Consider the following 19,940-nt stretch of genomic DNA (forward strand, 5'->3'; position numbering starts at 1 on the left):
TTTTTGTGCACCTTGTGCCGATATTTCTTGATACAGCAAAAAGTCAAATTTCAGTCGATCACAATTTTGTTTCAAGTGTTACATGAGAACTCTTGGGTGCTACGCCGTAATAAATGGCGAGTAATCATAGAAAAACTCACTACGGTGTTTGTCTAGATTAAATCGTTGATCCGTTTGTGCAGGTATTGTTTGCTGCATAAAATGATAACTCCTTTTTGTTTTTTTTATTCATTATATTCTGCATACTGACCATAGGAGCAGGAGCAGGAGCAGGAGCAGGAGCAGGAGCAGGAGCAGGAGCAGGAGCAGGAGCAGGAGCAGGAGCAGGAGCAGGAGCATACATATGCTTGATGATTATTGCAACCAATTTTATTTAGATATTAATAAATTGTATCCTTTTGTGTATTTTGGATGGATTATAATAATCTCTCTAAAAGAGGTTAAGTGGACTCCATAAGGAGAACAAAGCTTATTTCATTAGAAATATATAAAGATATTAAAACTTTGCATCACAGTAATGCAAAGTTTTAAAGTGTTTGCAAAGTTAATAACCTTCAGTATAGTGAGCGTCATTATGAGCTTTAATCAATAAGTTTTAAACGATGAAAATAGCCATTTTAGGTGCAATGGAAGCCGAAATCACACCTATTTTAACAGCGGTAGATAAGTATGAAGTAACAGAATATGCCAATAATAAATATTACTTTAGTCAATATGCCGGACATGAGCTTATTCTAGCTTATAGTAAGATTGGTAAAGTGTTTTCAGCATTAAGTGCAACTATTATGATTGAGCGCTTTGGTGCTCAGATGCTATTGTTTTCAGGTGTAGCAGGTGGAGCTGCAACAGATATTCAAGTTGGAGATTTAGTCGTTGCCACTCAAACTGCACAGCATGATATTGATATTTCTGCCTTTGGGAGAAAAAGAGGCGAGATTCCTGGAAATGAGGTTTTTATTTCCACTTGTGATAATTTAAAAACAAAGCTAGAACAAGTCGCGCAAATGCTAAGTATTGAACTAAAACAAGGCATTATTGTAACAGGAGATCAATTTATCCATAATGCTCAGCACAAGATCGATATCGCCAAGCACTTTGGTGCGCATGCGATTGAAATGGAGGGGGCGAGTGTAAATTTAGTGTGTCGTGAGCTTAGCACACCATGTTTAATTTTGCGTGCTATTTCGGATACAGCAGATGGGCAGGCAGTTGATGATTTTCCTAAATTCGTTGCAATGGCTGCGGAGCGTTCAGCGAAGTTAATCTTGTCTTTAGTGGAGTCCATTTAGTTTAAATTTACCATAATACTGTTATGGATTTTATCAATTTGAGGAAGAAGCAAGCTAATCTCATGATCGTTTTCGATGATAAAATCACTAAACTTACGCCGTTCATCATCGCTTATTTGACTATTAATCATTAAAATTGTATTTTTCTTTGTTTGCTTGTCTCTTGCCATTATCCTTTGAACCTTTATTTCAAAGGGAGCACAAACACAAATGACCTTTTTAAGGTAAGAATAATTGCTTAAAGTCGATTGAGTTAATAAAGGGATGTCAACAATTGTATAAGCTGATTGACTTAGTTTAAGCGCATCTTCAATTTGCTTTCGAATAATTGGGTGCATGAGGTTGTTTAGCCATAAACGATCTTTAGCATTAAGACTTATGATTTTTCTTAACGCTAAACGATTTACCTTCATGTTATTTTGGACGACGTTTTTGCCAAAATGCTGATAAATTGCTTCGATAACATGAGGTAGTTCAATTGTTTTCTTGGCATATTGGTCAGCACAAATTACCTCAATATGGTAACGTTGAGCAAAAAGTGAAGCGACAGTAGTTTTTCCACTACCAATTCCACCGGTAAGTGCGACAGGATACATGTTTTTTTGGTGTACCTTGGGTTTGTTTCTTGATAGGATAACGACGTTTGCCAAATATTTGTAGCTAAACAGTTAATGGAGTTGCTATGCAAAACATGTTACCTTGTTCTAATCTCGCTTCAGCTAAGCATTTAATCAGTATTAAAAATTTAGATCGACAGGCACTTGATCATTTAATGTGTTTAGCCAAAGAAGCCTATCATGGAAAGCTTCAAGGGAGTTTAAAGGATAAGATTATTGCCAGTTGTTTTTTTGAAGCCTCGACTCGCACGCGCTTATCATTTGAAGCAGCAATTCACCGTTTAGGCGCAAGTGTCATAGGTTTTTCTGACGCGCAGAGCACATCATTTGCACAAAAAGGAGAGTCATTAACTGATACGATTCATATGTTAAATGGTTATGCTGATGCAATTATCATGCGCCATTTTGAAGTAGGAAGTGCTGAACGTGCAGCAGCTGTTTCTGCCATTCCTATTGTTAATGCGGGAGATGGAGCAAATGAGCATCCTTCTCAAACGTTACTCGATTTATTTACAATTGAACAGAAGTTCAACAAGATAGATGGTATTAAAATAGCAATGGTAGGGGATTTACGCTATGGTCGAACTGTACACTCACTAAGTTATGCGTTAATGAATTACCTAGATGTTACAATTTACTACGTTGCGCCAAAGGCTTTACAGATTCCAGATGAAATTTTGATAAAACTTAAACAAAAGAATGTTACTGTTACTTGTATAGAGAAGTTGGAACAAGTATTGGGTTTGATAGATGTATTATATATGACTCGACTACAAAAAGAGCGTTTTACTGGAAACGAACAGCATAAGCTGGAGTACGTGATAACAGCTCAAATGCTAAAAAAACAAGCACGCAATAAGATGATCGTCATGCACCCTTTACCACGCATTCACGAGGTTTGTACTTCTGTTGATGCAACCAAATATGCCTGGTATTTTCAGCAGGCCAAAAATGGTGTATATATGCGCCAAGCGATCTTATACAATTTGTTTTTTAATTCATTTATTGCAAACCATAAAGCTTGTTAGTAATGAATACAAAACTTATTTTCCTTCGACCTCTGCAAGAGGTAGGATAAGGCGTAATCCAACCTAATTTTGATATCGTTACTAGCTATAGGATGCAAAACGACTCACCTGCCAGCTGCGCGATAAAAAATTATCTATTGTAAGGCTTTTCTTTAAAAAGCTTTTGCTTTGTGCAAGCATAGGTGTGGGGTCTGTATGGTAAAAGTTAAAGTTATATTTACGAGCAATACGTCTTAAATTACTAACGCTGCAATCTAATACTTTAGCAATTTGATGAGGTTGCATCTTTTGCTCAATACAGCGTTGAAAAAATTCCAAAATTGAGCAATTGTAATGTAGTGCGATTTTTGTCTCAACCGTAATTTTTTTCATTAATTTACTCCCTATTCTTAAATCCTTACTTTATATTTTTTTGGCTTGATTTGATTTAAAAGCCAGCTTGGCGAAATAGCTTTTCCTTATAACTCGTTATCATATAAGTCCGTATTCAGTAGACAGCTTATTTTTCCTTTGAACACATGGTTTAAGCGTTTGGTAGCCTTTTGCTTAAGTTAGTTTGCAAGCCAATGAAATGCTTTTAAACTAGTACCAAAGGTTATTATTCTAAGCTTCTTATCTGGAGATAATACTTTATCGCAAAGCTAAGCATATGACTAGTGAAAAGTAGTAAAAATTTAAAATAATCTATATTCCGGATTCCCTGCCTCTAAATGCAAAGTCAATCATAACGCTTAAGAATGTCTATAGATATTGCAAAATGCTTCGCAATGACTCTTAGAGAGTAGTTACAGTATATATAAATATTATTTTACTTGTTCAATAGTTTGTGCGTGGGGTTGATTATTAATTTTTATTTTTTTAGGTTGCATTGCTTCAGGAACTTCTTTAATCAGTGAGATATTTAAAATCCCATTTTCAAATTGTGCTCCTTTAACTTCAATATGATCAGCAAGCTCAAAAGTGTGAGTAAATGAACGCTCAGCAATTCCACGATGGATAAATTTACGCTCTTTATTATCATCTATTTTACTGCCAGTTACCGTAAGCTTCCCTTGGTGAACAGTAATGTCGATTTCAGATTCATTAAATCCAGCAATTGCCATGCTGATTAAATAATCTTGTTTTCCAAGTACTTCAATATTGTATGGTGGATAGCTTATCGGTTTACCTGCTTCAGCTAAAGCAAATAAACGATCAAAGCCGATAGCATTTCTAACAAGTGAGTCTAATGTATTCATATTTTTACTCCTAATATTTAGCAAGTGTAATTCATAAAAAAGCAGCAAGTTGACTATCATCAAGCCAGCTGATTTTTAGATACCCATATGGCATATCCGATGCAATAAATAAGGATGTTCAAATCAAATTCAAGTAAAAATATTTTTTATGTTTTATCTTTAATAAAGCTTAAAATGAATGACTTTGGCATTGTAGTGACATGTGATATGATGCCGTAGATTTGATAATTAGGAAAATAAGGAATATATGTCGAGTAAAAAAGTTGCTACGATTGATTTAGGCTCAAATAGTTTCCACATGTTGATTTCAGAGGTCACAATAGAAGGGCAGATTCAAGAGCTGTATCGTGGAAAAAGCAAGGTGCAATTACGAGCTGGTTTAACTGAAGATATGCGATTAACAGACGAAGTAAAAGCACGTGCCTTAGAGTGTTTACAAAATTTTGCATTATCAATTCAGCATTACCAAGTTGATGAAGTGAAGGTTGTTGGGACCTATACTTTGCGTAAAGCAAAAGAAAATATCTACGACTTTTTAGATGAGGCACAACGTATTTTAAAAGCTAAGGTTGAAGTAATTTCAGGAGAAGAAGAGGCTCGCCTTGTTTATGTTGGCGCCTCTGCTGTGGTCGAAGCACAAAAGAAAAAGGCGCTTATCGTTGACATTGGAGGTGGGTCAACTGAACTTGTAATCGGAAAAGGGCAAAATCTAAAATCATTAGTGAGTTTGGAAATGGGGTGTGTGAGTGTCCAAAATCAGTTTTTTAACGATGGATTATTAACGCTAGCTAATTTTTCACAAGCAATTAATTATGCTTATAATTTGCTTGATCCTATTGTAGCTGAATATATTCAACAAGGTTGGGATGTTGCTTTAGGCTCTTCTGGCACAATTCGTTCCATTTCTGATTTAGCACTTGCCCATAATTGGTCAGATGGCAGTATTACATGGGATGTTATGGAGATATTGGCAGCAGAGCTTTTACAAAAAAGAGTGGTAGCAAATGTTCATTTTAATGGTTTACGTTCTGATCGTGAGAATATACTAGCAGGTGGGTTTTGTGTGCTTTATGCTTTGTTTAATCGCCTAGGCATTAAAAAAATGCTGAAATCCGAGGGGGCCTTGCGCGAGGGGATGCTGTATGAAATCGTTAATAGTTATAAGCAGAAGGAATAGATGAAACAAATACCGTTAGCTTTTAGAATGCGTCCACAGTCGTTGCAAGACTATTTTGGTCAACAGCACTTACTAGCAAAAGAAAAGATTTTGGCACGAATGTTGGTTAAAAAGCAGATCGTATCAATGATTTTATACGGTAAACCAGGTGTTGGTAAAACCACCTTAGCCAAGGTGTTAGCAAATGAACTTAACGACTACTTTATTGAACTTTCTGCTGTAAGTGCTGGTATAAAAGACATTAAATCAGCTGTATTAAGTGCACAAACACGTTATGAAGAGAGTCATCAACAGACCATTTTGTTTTTGGATGAAATTCATCGCTTTAATAAGGCGCAACAAGATACACTGCTACCGCATGTTGAAAATGGGGATTTGATTTTAATTGGAGCAACAACGGAAAATCCGTTTTTCTCAATAAACAATGCCTTGCTGTCTCGTTTGACTGTATTGAAACTCAAGCCATTAACTTTGCAAGATATGAATGCATTATTAAGGCATGCCTTGAGTTGTGATAAAATATTATCCAGTTATCCATTGACCTTAAAAGACAGTACAATAGAGAAGATTTTTTATGCTTCAACTGGTGATTGTCGGTGCGCCTTGAACCTTCTGGAAGCTATGTTTTTAGTGGCAAATACAGCAGATATCAATATAAAAAAAGAGATTGAACTAGGAGATGAGTTACTGGCAATTACATTATCTGAGCATGCGCATAAGATGGATAAAGGTGGTGATTATTTTTATGATCAGTTATCTGCTTTTCATAAATCGGTTCGAGGCTCCGATCCTGATGCAGCTGTTTTTTGGCTTGCTAATATGATTGAAAGTGGTGCAGATCCATTGGTCATTGCGAGGCGAATGTTATGTATTGCTTCAGAAGACATTGGTAATGCTGATCCAAAAGCTCTTGGCTTAGCTTTAGATGCTTGGCAAGCTTATGAAAGGCTTGGTTTACCAGAAGGGCGTTTACCACTTATTCAAGCAGCAGTATATTTGGCATGTGCACCTAAGAGTAACGCTGCTTATATGGCATATAAAAGTGTATTTGATGATCTAAAAAATTATTCAGAGGTTAGTGTTCCAATCCACTTGAGAAACATTAAACCAATAGGTGAAAAGATAAGTGCAGAATATCAATATCCACATAATTTTCCTGAAGGTTATGTTAAACAGCGTTATTTGCCAGATAATGTGAATCGTCAATATTATTACCCAACAGATAGAGGACTTGAGCAGAAAATTAGCCAAAAACTATCTTACTTAAAATCAAAGTAGGTTTGAAATTCATTAAATCCTTCCTACACTTAAATTACAGATTGGATGAATATAACTGCTACATCAGAGATAGCTGAGGAAATGGCTAAAGTAGTGCAAAAAATGAGTGTGGAGTATAGACCATCATGAAGCCAAAAGTATTTACCCTAACAACAATAGCGTTAAACATTCTTACTGTAAGTTTAATTGCAGCTTCAGCAGAACCAAGTCAAAATAATACACAGGAGCATATAGATAAATTGTCACGCAGTATAGAGCTTGTTAAACAAGCATATGTAGATGAGTTAAGTGATGAAGAGATTTTAGAAAGTGCGATTGATGGCATGTTGAAATCTCTTGATCCACATTCTCGTTTTTTAGACGATGACGATTTTGCTGATTTACAACTATCGATTCATGGAGAGTTTGCAGGTCTTGGCATGCATGTTACTTCGGTTGATGAGCAGATTAAAGTGATTTCTCCTATAGATGATACTCCAGCGCATCGTGCGGGTGTGAAAGCTGGTGATTATATCATTAAAATTGATGATATAAATGTTACTGGTATGGCACTTGATGAGGCAGTTAAAAAAATGCGAGGAGAGCCTGGTACACAAGTCAATATCACGTTAGTAAGAGATAAAACACCCAAACCAATTATATTATCGTTGATACGTGAAAATATTAAACTTCAATCCGTGAAGTCAGAAATAATTGCAGATGATTATGGCTATATTCGGATTAGCCAATTTCAAGGTGGTACCGCAGAAGAGCTTAAATCAAATATTGATAAACTTATAAAGGATAATCCAAAGATAAAAGGCTATGTTTTGGATTTACGCAATAATCCTGGTGGTTTATTGGATTCTGCCGTTGCCATTAGTGATACTTTTTTACAGGCTAATCCAGCTAATCCTAAAAAAATTGTTTATATCAAATCACGTAACCCCTTAGAGTCAAGTACTAGCTATGCCGTAAGCAATGATTATATTAATGGTTTACCGATGGTGGTATTAGTAAATATGGGATCTGCTTCAGCTTCTGAGATTGTTGCTGGGGCATTACAAGATAATAAGCGTGCAATTATTGTTGGAGTGAAAACCTTTGGTAAAGGTTCTGTACAAACTGTTATTCCAATTTCTGAAACCAATGCGGTTAAACTTACAACTGCTCGCTATTACACACCAAATGGTATAGCGATTCAATCACAAGGTGTGATTCCTGATGTGATCGTTGAAGGCGAGGGAACTTTGTTGGTTACCACTATGGGTGATGGTAAAAATAAGGATAATCAAACTGAATCATTGACATTTGATGAAAGTAGTTTTCATCATGCTATCTTATCGAATAATGATAAAATAAAAGATAAACAAACCAAGCAGGCATTAGAGGATTATAAAAAAGATTATAAGATAACGCAAACCTTAGAAACTAAGGATAATCAATTAGCTGAAGCAATCAGTATTTTAAAAGCTTTAAGTATTATGGAGTCATAAATAGAATGGTTTCTTAAAATTATGAGAAAACTAGAAACCAAGAGAAAATTATACTGCTTTTTTAAAAAAAATCGCTAGAATGTCTCAAAATCATTTATTCGACCTTTGTGCAGATGCTGGATAAAAATATTGTAATCATTGGCGTAGTAGGTGGATCAGGCTCGGGAAAAAGCCTGTTATCTAATACGATAGTTGAAGAGTTAGAAGACCTTGAATCTGCGCGAGTTACTGTGTTATCAGAAGATCATTATTATCGTGACAATAGTCATTTATTAAGAGAACAACTTGACAAATTGAATTATGATCACCCAGATGCGTTTGAGCATACTTTGTTAAAAACGCATCTAGAAACCTTGATTGCAGGACAAAATATTGATGTACCAATATATGATTATGCAACCCATAGTCGTGTTAAAAACAAAACGCTACCAATTAGTGGACAAACCAGTATTTTAATTTTAGAAGGAATTATGCTTTTTACTGATGCAGGGCTTCGTAATTTAATGGACATTAAGATTTTTATGGATACTCCAATGGATGTCTCTTTCATTCGTCGTTTGGTTCGAGATCAAAAAGAACGTGGACGTAGTGTAGATAGTGTAGTAACGCAATATTTAGAAACTGTGCGTCCGATGTTTTTACAATTTATTGAACCTGCAAAGCGATATGCTGACATTATTGTTCCACATGGAGGTAAGAATAAGATTGCGATTGATCTCATTCGCTCAAAAGTACGTGAGTTATTACGTTTCAGCAGAACAATTTGAGGCATGCCCTTAGAGTTTGAAAAATGAAGACTCTAAGCTAAACAAAGAGTGAGTATACTTATTTTTGTGATTTGATTGGTAGGTTCATTTTGTAATGTGTTGACTAGTGATGTAATCGTTGCCCCAGTTGTATAAACATCATCCACAATTAATAGGTGTTGTGCTGATATAGATTTAGTTTGTATAAATACATTATGCATTTGTATTTGCCTTTGTTGATAGTTTGATTTTGCTTGAGGTTTGGTGTATTTCATGCGTTTGATTGAACGTATATCCAATATTTGGTTTTGTTTTATAATATGTTTAGCCAAAATTTCTGCTTGATTAAATCCACGCACTAAAAAGCGCAAACGATGACTGGGAACTGGTAAAATATAATCAACGTCATTTAAGAAAGGCTGACGCTGAAATGCTTTTTTCATGTACTGACCAAGAAAAACTCCTGCAATATGATTTTTTTGATATTTGAATAGAAATAAAAGCTTACGTGTTAAACCCTCAAAATGATTAAAAGCATATAATGTAATAGGTTGACCATTAATTGTAAGTTTACGTCTTTTATGAAGCAAGGATTCTTTTGCTAAAGCGTTTTGGCAATGTTGACATAACCCTTGTTTGGTCTTTTGTAAACATAAAATACATTGGTAATGAATGAAAATTGTTTTTAGGATGGTTAGGACTTTTAAAATAAACATTTTTTGTTTTTAATTGAAGTATCTTCATAGCTTTTATTTAAGCAGGAATTTTGAATAATGCTTCTTGCTAGGAAAAATACTTAATACGTGGTAGATGCCAATTTTTATAAATCGCGCATAACCTTAAACAAAAGCCAATGCCAATAATGGTAAGCGCACTAATAAGATTATCAATTTGAAAATAAAGCGTAATAGTATGTAGAAATCCAACTACAGCAGCGACAATCGCATAAAGTTCTGCCTGGAAAACCAAAGGTACGTCGTTACATAGGATATCTCTTAACACTCCTCCAGAAATTCCAGTGATAATGGCCATGATAATGGCAATAATAAAACTACCGATTACAGTGAATCCATCATTGTTAACAGCATGCAAGGCAATTTTATAGCCAATATCGCTTCCAAGGTAGGCAAAGGTCACAAGACCAAGCGCATCAGCAATAAGGAAAAATTTATGTAGTCTTATGATATGTTTAGCAACAAAAATAGCAACAACTGATGCAAAGAAGGTAACAACAATATACTCAGGATAAAGTATCCAAGTTAAAGGGTAATAACCCAGTAAGATATCACGTACGGTTCCACCACCGAGTGCAGTAATGGTAGCAATTGTAATAATCCCAAATAAATCCATATTTTTTCTACCTGCAGAAATGGTCCCAGACATGCTCTCAGCCGTAATTCCAATCACAAATAAGATTTGAAAAATAATAATTTTATCTACTAAAAATGCCATATAATTAATCTTCTGAAAACCGCGAGGGGTATCATAACGCTAAGCTTAGCGACTACCAAGCTTTTTATATAGTAGATATGCAGATACGTCACCTTGTTGAGTCTGTTTTATGATCTCAAATAAATCAAGTTCTTTAGGTGGTGATTTGGTAGCAAATTCAGTATAGATAATTGTGTTAGTAGTAATATGAATATTATGATTAATAATGTTAAGTGCGCGATCAAGTAGTTCGCTTTTAAAAGGAGGATCAAGAAAAATAATGTCATAGTTTATTGGGTTTTGCAGATGAGATAACACATTAGCGTGGAGAATATGAGCATTACCTATATTTAAACGTTGAGTATTTTGGTTTAAAAAAGCGAGTGCGTTTTTATCTAACTCGAATAAATCACAACTATGCGCTAACCTTGAGAGTGCTTCAAATCCTAATGCACCACTGCCTGCGAAAGCATCAAGACAGCGTGCATTTACTATATAAGGCATCAACCAATTAAAAAGTGTCTCGCGTAAGCGATCAGATGTAGGTCTTAAGTTGGGATCTATTGTTGGAAAAGAGATTTTGCGTGACTTATATTTACCAGCAATAATGCGCAGCTGGCTATACTGATTTTTAATAAGTGTTGATTTTTGAACGTTCTTTGGCATGACCATTACTCACGCATTTTCCAAAATAAAAAGCCTAGAATAAAGGTGAAAATGACATTTGGAATTGCCGCACCAAAGAATCCGGGTAAGTTATAAACAAGGCTAAATGGACCAAACGTTTGATTAATAATGTAAAAACTAAAGCCAAACAGCATACCAATAATAAATTTATAACCCAAAGCAGATGAGCGCATTGAACCTAATGAAAATGGTACTGCAATCAGCATAAGAATGATAAGTGATAAGGGTTGGAAGAAAGTTTGCCAGAATTTTAACCAGATACGGTTAGCATTTTGTTGTCCTTCTTTATTAACTTTGATGTAATCAATCAGCTCACTTAGGTTTAAATAATCTGTGTTAGAAGTAATGATTTTAAGTAAGGAGGGGGGCAATAAGTTATTCCAATATTGTTTAGCATCTTTGTAAACAACACTATTGTCTTTGCCAATTTGGGTACTGACAACGTTATTGACTTGCCATTGTTTATTTTCAAAGGTTGCACTATCACCATGATCAATAGCAGTCAGTTGATTGTTATCAACCGTATATTTGGTAACGTTGCTAAGTTTACCATCAGTATCATTTTTGCCAACGTGAATAAAAGCATTACCTTCTCGTACCCATAGTGTTTGCGTATCGTATAGTACTAAAGCTTCATTACCACCTGTAGCAAGCGTTTTGTTAATAGTGGCTTGTTTTTGGAAATAAGGTGCAATATAAGCACCTGTTAAAAAAGTAATAAGTGCTAAGCAAAATGCGGCTAACAGTACGCCTTTTGCAATCTGACTAATTGATTGCCCAGATGCACGCATAACAATAAGCTCACTATTGTTAGCTAAAAGTCCTAATCCCATAAGCCCCCCTAATAATGCGCAAACAGGCATGATAAGGTAAATATTAGCAGGTGCCTGATATACTACATATAAAAAAGCTATTAGAGCTGTATACTTACCTTTACCAATATCACCTGCTTGCGCAATATAGGTAAACAATAAGAAAATAGCAGTTAGTGCCAATATCATAATAAAAGAAGTATATAAAACAGTAGAGGCGACGTATAAGGTCAGACGCTTCATACCTTTACCTCACTTTTTGCAGTCTGATAATAAAAAAGTTTGCCATTATAACGCTTGAGTATTATTAGCATAGTCACTGCAAAGATAATATGAATCCACCATAGCCCAATCCAGCTGGGAATTGTACCATCGTTAAGCCATGATTTAGATAAGGACAACAAGTTAAAGTACATGATACAGACTAAAATAGCAGGAATAATTTTGCTATAACGGTTTTGGCGTGGGCGCATTTTAGACATTGCAAGCGCAATTAAAGTGGATACTAAAATTGCTAAAGGAAAGCTTAAACGCCATTGCAGCTCTGCTTGATAAAGTGGATTGTTACTGCCAAGTAACTCAAATGTAGGTACTGATTCGATGGAGGAGTTATAACCCACAGTGACTTTAGAAGATATAAATTGAGTCGCTTCTTTGAATTCACCTTTTTGAAGCTCGGCTGTACCAGCTTGAGCATCATAAAAATAGCCATCTTTTAGAATTAGATACTGATTACCATCTGGACGCGTTTCAGCATAACCGATTGGCGCAGTAATGATGGTGCTGGCATTATTGGGTTTTTGTTGATAGATGAAGATATCGTACATGGTGCCATCACTATCAGTTGATTTGGTATAGACAACTTGTTTGCCATCATTAAAAGGAATGATTTGACCTGGTTGAATAAAACTAATTAAAGAATTTTTTGTTGTGGTTTTTTGAACAAGGAAATAATTTTGGTCCATCTTAGGTAGAATGAATAAAGTCAAAATAATTTCGATAATAAATAAGCTTAAAGCGGGAATAAGAATAAATTTAAATAGGCGAAACCAACTTGTTCCACAAGCAAACGCAACTGTCAGTTCATTGTTGGCAAATAATTTACCATAGACAATGAGGATAGAAAAGAAAAAACTAATGGGCAGAAGATATGCAATATATTTAGGTAACATTACTGAAATCATTTTAAACACGGCATCTGCTTCAATATTACCACCTGAAACAATAGACAAATATCGAACAAACATGTTGCTGATCACAATTAGTAGCAAAATTAATATAATTGCCATTGTCATATTGACCAATTCACGGTTTAAATAGCGCAGTAAAATCAATAATTCACCCTCTAAGTGTTTGTTTTAAGCTTAAACGTTTTTTATTACTTAATTATTTCTCACAATAAACTCTAGATGACTACCTTTAAAAGGTAGCACACTCATCTCAAATGTATTTTGGAATCTAATAAGAACCTCATTAAAGTTTGTAACCTTAATAAATAAATCTGGGTGTATTTTACATGAATCTATCAGAAAATCAGTTATTTTGCGCATTGATTTTTATGTTGTTACAATTAGACTAACATAACATATTTCTTCAATTGCTGTTAAATTTTTGACTTACCAACCAGCTGTTGATATCTCTTGTTAGTGTTTGACTGAGTTTGTTAGTGGCGATTGCAAAACCTTTTGCGTTTGCATCTGATTTTTCTGTTAAGTCGAACGTTTGAATTGCAACAACTTTTCCTGAGTTAGCATTGGTTAGTGTATAAGTCACAGATAGGATAACACTACTATTACCATTTTGAATTAGCTGTGTTAACTGATTTAAATTTCCAGTAAGCCGATAATCGGCGTAGCCAATGAAGTTACTTGAAACAACATTTTTAAAATTATGAAATTGAAGCAAGGCTTGCAACGTATTTCTGCTTAACATTTGTTGAGGAGGAACTGCCCAACTGTTCTCACTATAACTTAATAACTGATATGATGTGTTTTCACGATAATACATTACGGTTGAATTATAAGGCTCAGCAGCAGTTAAGGGTGTAACAAATAAGGTCAGGTTATAACTTTTGTCAGGCTGTGAAATTGCTTCTCTCTGATCACCTTGATCTTTTTGAGTTTGTAAATTAGGAGGAAGTATTTGATATTGTTTGGTTTCTGGAGTTGAAATTGGCGCTAAAACGCCACAGCCACTTATTAAAAGTGTTGAACAGATTGCTAAAATAACTTTTGGGGAAGTAAACTTGATCATCGTTATTCTCCAGTGTTAGGTTTTTGAGATAATTCCCCTCGTACTAAAATTGAAGGGTTATGGTTGAGTTTTTTAATGAGTACTGAAAGTTCTAAAGAAGTTTGGTTAACATTATCTAATGTCTGTACTAATTGTGGCAATAAGACATTATTGATTCCCTGTAGAGTCTGGTTATTAAAACTTGCTATGATAGAGCTTACATCATTTGACGCTTGAGCGACTGATTTAGACGCAACATTTATGTTATTTATTATCTGATCAAAATAAGCAGAGCTTTTAGCTGTGTTGTTTAAAATAATATTCAAAGATTCTAGGCTTTGATAAATGTTGTGACCACTTGTCGCAAGCGAGTTCGAAATATCTTCAATATTTGTCATGATATGATTGATCTTTTGAACATTTTCATCACTGATAATATTAGTAACACGTGTAGAAATTTGGCTTATTTGATCGGCAACAACGCTCATTTGATTAACAATATTGGTTAAAAAAGAAGGTTTGGTTTTAACAACTGAGTAAGGCGGTTTGGAGCTTGGCTCAATAAGCTCTCTGGTTGTATCTTTGTCAATAGATAACGTAATAAAAACTTGTCCTGTAATACCTTGAGGTACCAAATTTGCATAGGTTGTGGTGTAGATAGGAATGTCTTGTTGAATTTGCATGACGACAATCACAATACTGGGATTCTCTTTATCAATCCTAATACTTTCGACTTTCCCGACATTAACACCATTATAGTTAATTGCAGCATTAACATTTAATCCGTTCACTGATTCATTAAAACGCGCAATATAGGTATTATATTTAATATCTTTTAAGCCAAAGGTAAGCCAAAAACCAATAAATATCATGAGCAAACTTGTGATAATAATGAACAAACCTGCGATGAAATAACGATTGTTTTTCATACTTTTATACCTTAAATTACGTTGTTAACCGTGGTTTTAGGACCATTAAAAAAGTTATTTAAATTTTCATACTGTGTCATTTTTACAGCATTTTCTACAGTATCGTGCACAAGTATGCGTTTATCATCGATATAAACAACTTCATCAACGATACGCCAAATGCTTTTTAGTTCGTGTGTAATCATAATAATTGATAGATTAAGACCTTGTTTTAACTGTAAGATGAGCTGATCTAGCTCATACATTGAATGAGGATCCAATCCAGCTGAAGGTTCATCAAGAAAGATAATAGCAGGATCAAGTGCAAGTGTTCGCGCAAGTGCAACGCGCTTTAGCATACCGCCACTTAACTGTGAAGGATATTTATTGTAAGCATCTTCCTTGAGTCCAACCATTTTAAGTTTAAGTCTAGCAAGGTCGATGACGATATCTCGACTAAATGATGTATATTCTTGTAGCGGAAACATGACGTTTTCAAGAGAAGTTAGTGCGCTAAAAAGTGCACCTCCTTGGAACATCATACCCATTTGACTTGCAAACTCGCGCCTTTTAATTTCATCGTCGTATAAGTCAGATATCTTATGCCCAAGTAGAAAAATCTCACCTTCGGTGACAGGCTGTAACATCAAGATTTCTCGAATTAATGTGGTTTTGCCTGAACCGCTACCACCAATGATCGCAGTAATATGGTGAGGATAGATAGACAAGTTAAGATTTTTATGTACCCATACACCATCAAAACACGTCCCTAAGTTTTTAACTTCAATAATCGGTTGATTATCAATCTTATGCATATTTATATTCCAATAGTGCTAAATAAAATTGAAAATAGCGCATCGGTTACAATGATTAAAAAGGTTGAATAAACGACGCTTTTAGTTGTTTCTTGACCGATACTTAATGAATCATTTTTAACAATAGTCCCGCGATAACAGCCAACGGCTCCAATGATGATCGCAAAAAAGGGTGCTTTGATTAAACCTGTCAAGTAGTTATTAAACGATACAGCAGTAGAAAAGCGCTGGATAAAGTCATAAAAATTAATGCCAAGCGAGGCTTTTGCCATTACCATTCCGCCAATACAACTGATAATGTCAGCAATGACAATCAGTAAAGGTAAGGCTATAACCATGCCAATAATTCTAGGCAGAATCAAGCGTTTAATAGGACTAATACCAAATGTTTTAAGTGCATCAATTTCTTGCTGAACTTTCATGGTGCCAAGCTCAGCGGTAAAAGACGAAGCGGAGCGTCCTGCGACAATAATAGCGGTAATCAAAGGTGCAAATTCACGCAAAAGTGAGATGCCTAACAAATCGACCACAAAAATATTAGCACCATAAATTTTAAGCTGTGAACCAATCTGATAACAAAGTACGATACCAATTAAAAAGCAAAGCAAAGATACAATAGCAATCGCTTTGACTCCTGTTTGGGTGATGATATCAAGAAGTAAGCGCCACTGTGTAGCAAAAGGAGTGCGTATTACTTGTAAATAACTCATTACGGTTGCACCAATAAAGGCAACCAGATTTTTACTATCTTTGATGTAGTTGGTTGTCTGCTCGCCAATTTGATACACTTTTTCGTAAGTATTTAAAGGCTGGAGGCTACTATCATAAACGGTATAATTTTTGGCAATAAGGCTAATCAAACTTATTTGTGTTTCAGTTGCAACAAGACTTACATTTTTAAGTATTTGCTGAATTTTGTAAATGAAATAAGCTCCCATGGTGTCAAGTCTTTCAATATATTTAATATCTATTTGCTCAATAGTTTTTTTAAGGGATTTGATTTTATTGATAATATTTTGGTCAATCGAGTGCCAACACCACTGACCATTTAGCATCAATGTTGATGCTTCAACATGAAAGTGAGCCTGTTTTTTATTCTTTATACTTTTTTTGCTTTTCATCCGTGCACTTAAGTAAGTCATCTATGATTAAACAACTAAAATCAAAGTATATCTATTTATTGCTATCTCAGTCGATGATTTTATGTAAAAAGTCTCTATACCAAAGAAAAATCTGTATGAAAAAATGTATTTTTTTTATAGAAATGTCTGTGAAAAGTGGTTATTGAGCATTATTAATAAATCGATTTTTAAGTGTAGCTAGGTTACTTTTAGCAATATCTTTACGTTCTTGGTGGTTAGACTCGGATTTCCCACTCCAGCTTAAATCATCTTGTGGCAGTTCATCAAGAAAGCGACTGGGGTATGAAACGATGGATTCACCAAACTTTTTGCGTGCTTTGGTTAACGTTAAGGTGAGAGTGTATTTCGCTCGTGTAATCGCAACATAAGCTAAGCGACGCTCTTCTTCAATAAAGTCATCATCAATGCTTTGCTGATGAGGTAATAGTCCTTCTTCAACTCCCATAATATAGACATGAGGATACTCTAAACCTTTTGATGCGTGGACGGTTAGAATTTGAACTTTTTCGTCTTGTTTTTGCTCTTGCTGACGATCGATAATATCCAGTAGAAGCATACGATTAATAATTTCAGCAAAATGGAGCTCTTTCTCATCGTCTTGTGGTTTTTCAGTAATCCAATCAATTAAATCAAGGATATTCTTAAAGCGTTTTTCTGCCTGCTGGAGGCTACTTGCGTTATCAGTAAGCCATTGTTCATAGTGAATATCTGTCATAAGTGAAATTAAGCTTTGGCGAAGCGTATCAGGATGTTTAATTTTTTGTTGATAGTGGCAGATAAATTGATGGAATTGTTTAAGTTTATGAAGTGCAATAGGTTTAAGCTCATTTTCTAAGCCTATTTCAGTGATTGCATCAAAAAGCGCTATCTGACGGCGACTGGCATATTGACCAAGCTTTTCTAAGGTAGAAGGACCAATTTCACGCCTGGGAGTATTAATTATACGTAAAAAAGCACAATCATCGTTACTATTGATCAAAAGTTTAAAATAAGCTAAAACATCTTTTATTTCTGTTTTGGCAAAAAATGAGCTGCCACCACTGATCGCATAAGGAATTTTATACAGTTGAAAATAACGTTCTAACAAAAAAGATTGGTGATTACCACGTATAAGGACCGCATAATCTTTAAAATAAGTATTATTTTTAATTTTATGTGTCATGATTTCACTTGCAATGCGTTGTGCTTCATCCTCTTCATTTTTGGTGATTAGTACGCGAATTGGTTCGCCATAATTATGCACTGACCACAGTTTTTTATTAAAGAGATGTGGATTATTGCCAATAAGGGTGTTAGCAGCATGTAAAATGCGACCGCTGGAACGATAATTTTGCTCAAGTTTAATAACTTTTAATGTAGGGTAATCTTGTTGTAATGCGAATAGATTTTCAGGTCGTGCGCCACGCCAAGCATAGATTGATTGATCATCATCACCAACGACGGTAAATTGTTTGCGCCTGGCAACCAAAAGTTGCATAAGCTGATATTGGCTTTCATTAGTGTCTTGATATTCATCGATTAAAACATAATGCAATTTGTTACTCCAATATTCGGCTACTTCAGAATGAGTTTGTAAGAGTTGTACAGGAATAAAGATTAAATCATCAAAATCAACAGCATTATAAGCCTTAAGATATCGTTGATATTGGATATAGATTTCATGTGCTTGTTTGATATTACTATTTTTAGTAGAAAGGTTGACTTGATCAGGCGTCAAAAGAGCATTTTTCCACAGAGAAATTTGATGTTTAATTTCAGCTGCAACTTGCTTGGTTACTTGAAAAGCGCTATATGCGATTTCATGGATGAGTGTAAGTGAATCTTGTTCGTCAAATAATGTGAAATTTGCTTTATAGCCAAGTTTTGCATGGTGTTTACGAAGCAGGTTAAGTCCTAAGTTATGAAAAGTCGAAATGCATAAGCCGCGTGTATTGTCATTTTCTAAGCGTGATAATACACGTGTTTTCATCTCTTTAGCGGTTTTATTGGTAAATGTAACAGCAAGAATACTACTTGCACTGTAATGACAGGTTTGAATCAAATACGCAATTTTCTCAGTAATGACACGTGTTTTACCACTGCCTGCTCCAGCTAAAACTAAGAGAGGACCACTGATATATTTGACTGCTTGTTGCTGCTCAGGATTAAGTTTATGCATAATCATGCAATAATCTTGGCTTCTATGTCACCGTTTAAGATAATAGGTGTTTCATTTACGGCATGCTTAAGTACAGCAAGGATATAACTTTTGTTATCGATATTGACTTGGTTAACCACATCGGCAACGTTTTTTAGTTCTAAATCTTGCAGTTTATCTGTGATAGGCAAAGCGGTTTCTGTTTCAAGGCTAAGAAGTGATTTTTTCAATGTGCCACGATACTTCATACGCGCAATAATTTCTTGTCCCATAAAACAACCTTTTTGATAGGATATAGCATTGAATTGATCTAAATTAAGCTCAGCAGGCAAAAAGACTTCACTATTTTTGATATCAATATAGGGCAGTTGTTGGCAAATATTTTCTTTACAGACAGTTTTATAATCAAGCTTGGAGTTTATTTCTTTAAGCTTAGTATTGACAATAATACTGTGTTGAAATAAAAAACCTTCTTGTGCGGGAAGGTTACTATATACTAACTGGTGGTTATCACAGGGATCAAAACTAATCTTAGAAAATACAGCATATTTTCTTAATGCACTTAACACCTGATCAGTTAGGTTATCAGGTAGTGCTAATAAAAGCGTTTGCTCATCTATAAAGTAAGTGAAAAATAATGCGATAAGGCGACCCTTTTGATTGCATAGACCATTTAACTGCATTAGGTTGTCGTGATTTAAAAGTGCCAAATCATTTGTCAATTGGCTCTGTAAAAATTTAATGCAATCAACGCCATGAGCGCGAACAATATGGATGTTTTGATAAATATGGTAATTCATAGATGGTACGGTAAACGGTTATTTATTGCTGGCAAAATAACGGATTTAGAGTGTAAAGTAAAGTTGTTACTTTTGCTTGTAACATTTAAAATTAGGTATTGCAATCTAGCTTATCAAAGAACAAAAAA

21 protein-coding genes are annotated in these 19,940 nt (G+C 34.9%); 7 read left to right on the top strand and 14 right to left on the bottom strand.

Annotated features, from left to right (window positions below):
- The first annotated feature begins 215 nt into the window (after positions 1 to 215).
- Both DNJ77_RS09990 and DNJ77_RS02650 read left to right on the top strand, forming a co-directional pair.
- Positions 216 to 377, top strand: a complete 162-nt coding sequence (locus DNJ77_RS09990; protein ID WP_192877927.1) for a hypothetical protein — start codon at positions 216 to 218, stop codon at positions 375 to 377.
- 225 nt (positions 378 to 602) lie between these two features.
- Entirely contained in the window at positions 603 to 1,289 is a 687-nt protein-coding gene (locus DNJ77_RS02650) for a 5'-methylthioadenosine/adenosylhomocysteine nucleosidase (RefSeq protein ID WP_116963456.1), read from the top strand.
- Here DNJ77_RS02650 and coaE read toward each other — a convergent pair.
- A complete protein-coding gene (gene coaE, locus DNJ77_RS02655) occupies positions 1,286 to 1,885 on the bottom strand; it encodes a dephospho-CoA kinase (protein ID WP_116963457.1) in 600 nt (199 codons plus the stop codon). The two genes, DNJ77_RS02650 and coaE, sit on opposite strands and share 4 nt — an antisense overlap.
- An 86-nt stretch (positions 1,886 to 1,971) precedes the next feature.
- Here coaE and pyrB point away from each other — a divergent pair, with 86 nt between their 5' ends.
- Positions 1,972 to 2,934 (top strand): aspartate carbamoyltransferase, encoded by a 963-nt coding sequence (pyrB, locus tag DNJ77_RS02660; protein WP_239986728.1) that lies wholly within the window; start codon positions 1,972 to 1,974, stop codon positions 2,932 to 2,934.
- Between the two features lie 81 nt (positions 2,935 to 3,015).
- Here pyrB and DNJ77_RS02665 read toward each other — a convergent pair whose 3' ends face one another.
- Both DNJ77_RS02665 and DNJ77_RS02670 read right to left on the bottom strand, forming a co-directional pair.
- Positions 3,016 to 3,306 (bottom strand): hypothetical protein, encoded by a 291-nt coding sequence (locus tag DNJ77_RS02665; RefSeq protein ID WP_116963458.1) that lies wholly within the window; start codon positions 3,304 to 3,306, stop codon positions 3,016 to 3,018.
- Between the two features lie 431 nt (positions 3,307 to 3,737).
- On the bottom strand, positions 3,738 to 4,172 hold the full coding sequence (locus DNJ77_RS02670; RefSeq protein ID WP_116963459.1) for an Hsp20 family protein: 435 nt from the start codon (positions 4,170 to 4,172) through the stop codon (positions 3,738 to 3,740).
- 247 nt (positions 4,173 to 4,419) lie between these two features.
- Between DNJ77_RS02670 and DNJ77_RS02675 the strand changes: the two genes are divergently transcribed.
- From DNJ77_RS02675 to udk, 4 genes are all read left to right on the top strand, one after another.
- Entirely contained in the window at positions 4,420 to 5,349 is a 930-nt protein-coding gene (locus DNJ77_RS02675) for a Ppx/GppA family phosphatase (RefSeq protein ID WP_116963460.1), read from the top strand.
- Positions 5,350 to 6,627: a replication-associated recombination protein A gene (locus DNJ77_RS02680; RefSeq protein WP_116963461.1), complete on the top strand. Its 1,278-nt coding sequence runs from the start codon at positions 5,350 to 5,352 to the stop codon at positions 6,625 to 6,627.
- Between the two features lie 125 nt (positions 6,628 to 6,752).
- Positions 6,753 to 8,102, top strand: coding sequence for a S41 family peptidase (locus tag DNJ77_RS02685; RefSeq protein ID WP_116963462.1), 1,350 nt, complete (start codon positions 6,753 to 6,755; stop codon positions 8,100 to 8,102).
- A 113-nt stretch (positions 8,103 to 8,215) separates the two neighbouring features.
- Positions 8,216 to 8,869, top strand: coding sequence for a uridine kinase (gene udk, locus DNJ77_RS02690; RefSeq protein ID WP_116963463.1), 654 nt, complete (start codon positions 8,216 to 8,218; stop codon positions 8,867 to 8,869).
- Between the two features lie 32 nt (positions 8,870 to 8,901).
- On the opposite strand, the gene DNJ77_RS02695 is transcribed toward udk, so the two are convergent.
- The 11 genes from DNJ77_RS02695 to ygfZ form a co-directional block, all read right to left on the bottom strand.
- Positions 8,902 to 9,564: a ComF family protein gene (locus DNJ77_RS02695; RefSeq protein WP_116963464.1), complete on the bottom strand. Its 663-nt coding sequence runs from the start codon at positions 9,562 to 9,564 to the stop codon at positions 8,902 to 8,904.
- 67 nt (positions 9,565 to 9,631) lie between these two features.
- Complete coding sequence (locus DNJ77_RS02700; RefSeq protein WP_116963465.1) at positions 9,632 to 10,300, bottom strand: trimeric intracellular cation channel family protein; 669 nt, start codon at positions 10,298 to 10,300, stop codon at positions 9,632 to 9,634.
- Between the two features lie 45 nt (positions 10,301 to 10,345).
- On the bottom strand, positions 10,346 to 10,945 hold the full coding sequence (rsmD, locus tag DNJ77_RS02705; RefSeq protein WP_157966566.1) for a 16S rRNA (guanine(966)-N(2))-methyltransferase RsmD: 600 nt from the start codon (positions 10,943 to 10,945) through the stop codon (positions 10,346 to 10,348).
- A 5-nt stretch (positions 10,946 to 10,950) separates the two neighbouring features.
- Positions 10,951 to 12,021, bottom strand: coding sequence for an LPS export ABC transporter permease LptG (gene lptG, locus DNJ77_RS02710; protein WP_116963467.1), 1,071 nt, complete (start codon positions 12,019 to 12,021; stop codon positions 10,951 to 10,953).
- A complete protein-coding gene (gene lptF / locus DNJ77_RS02715) occupies positions 12,018 to 13,112 on the bottom strand; it encodes an LPS export ABC transporter permease LptF (RefSeq protein WP_116963468.1) in 1,095 nt (364 codons plus the stop codon). Before lptF ends, lptG begins: the two co-directional genes overlap by 4 nt.
- Positions 13,113 to 13,371: 259 nt before the next feature.
- Positions 13,372 to 14,031, bottom strand: a complete 660-nt coding sequence (locus DNJ77_RS02720; RefSeq protein WP_116963469.1) for an ABC-type transport auxiliary lipoprotein family protein — start codon at positions 14,029 to 14,031, stop codon at positions 13,372 to 13,374.
- Between the two features lie 2 nt (positions 14,032 to 14,033).
- A complete protein-coding gene (locus DNJ77_RS02725; RefSeq protein ID WP_116963470.1) occupies positions 14,034 to 14,939 on the bottom strand; it encodes an MlaD family protein in 906 nt (301 codons plus the stop codon).
- An 11-nt stretch (positions 14,940 to 14,950) separates the two neighbouring features.
- Positions 14,951 to 15,733, bottom strand: a complete 783-nt coding sequence (locus tag DNJ77_RS02730) for an ABC transporter ATP-binding protein (protein ID WP_116963471.1) — start codon at positions 15,731 to 15,733, stop codon at positions 14,951 to 14,953.
- A 2-nt stretch (positions 15,734 to 15,735) separates the two neighbouring features.
- Complete coding sequence (locus DNJ77_RS02735) at positions 15,736 to 16,854, bottom strand: MlaE family ABC transporter permease (protein WP_157966567.1); 1,119 nt, start codon at positions 16,852 to 16,854, stop codon at positions 15,736 to 15,738.
- Between the two features lie 160 nt (positions 16,855 to 17,014).
- Positions 17,015 to 19,036, bottom strand: coding sequence for a UvrD-helicase domain-containing protein (locus DNJ77_RS02740; protein ID WP_192877930.1), 2,022 nt, complete (start codon positions 19,034 to 19,036; stop codon positions 17,015 to 17,017).
- Positions 19,036 to 19,812 (bottom strand): CAF17-like 4Fe-4S cluster assembly/insertion protein YgfZ, encoded by a 777-nt coding sequence (gene ygfZ, locus DNJ77_RS02745; RefSeq protein WP_116963473.1) that lies wholly within the window; start codon positions 19,810 to 19,812, stop codon positions 19,036 to 19,038. Before ygfZ ends, DNJ77_RS02740 begins: the two co-directional genes overlap by 1 nt.
- Positions 19,813 to 19,940: the final 128 nt, after the last annotated feature.

The organism is Fastidiosibacter lacustris, from assembly GCF_003428155.1.
Lineage (GTDB): Bacteria > Pseudomonadota > Gammaproteobacteria > Francisellales > Francisellaceae > Caedibacter > Caedibacter lacustris.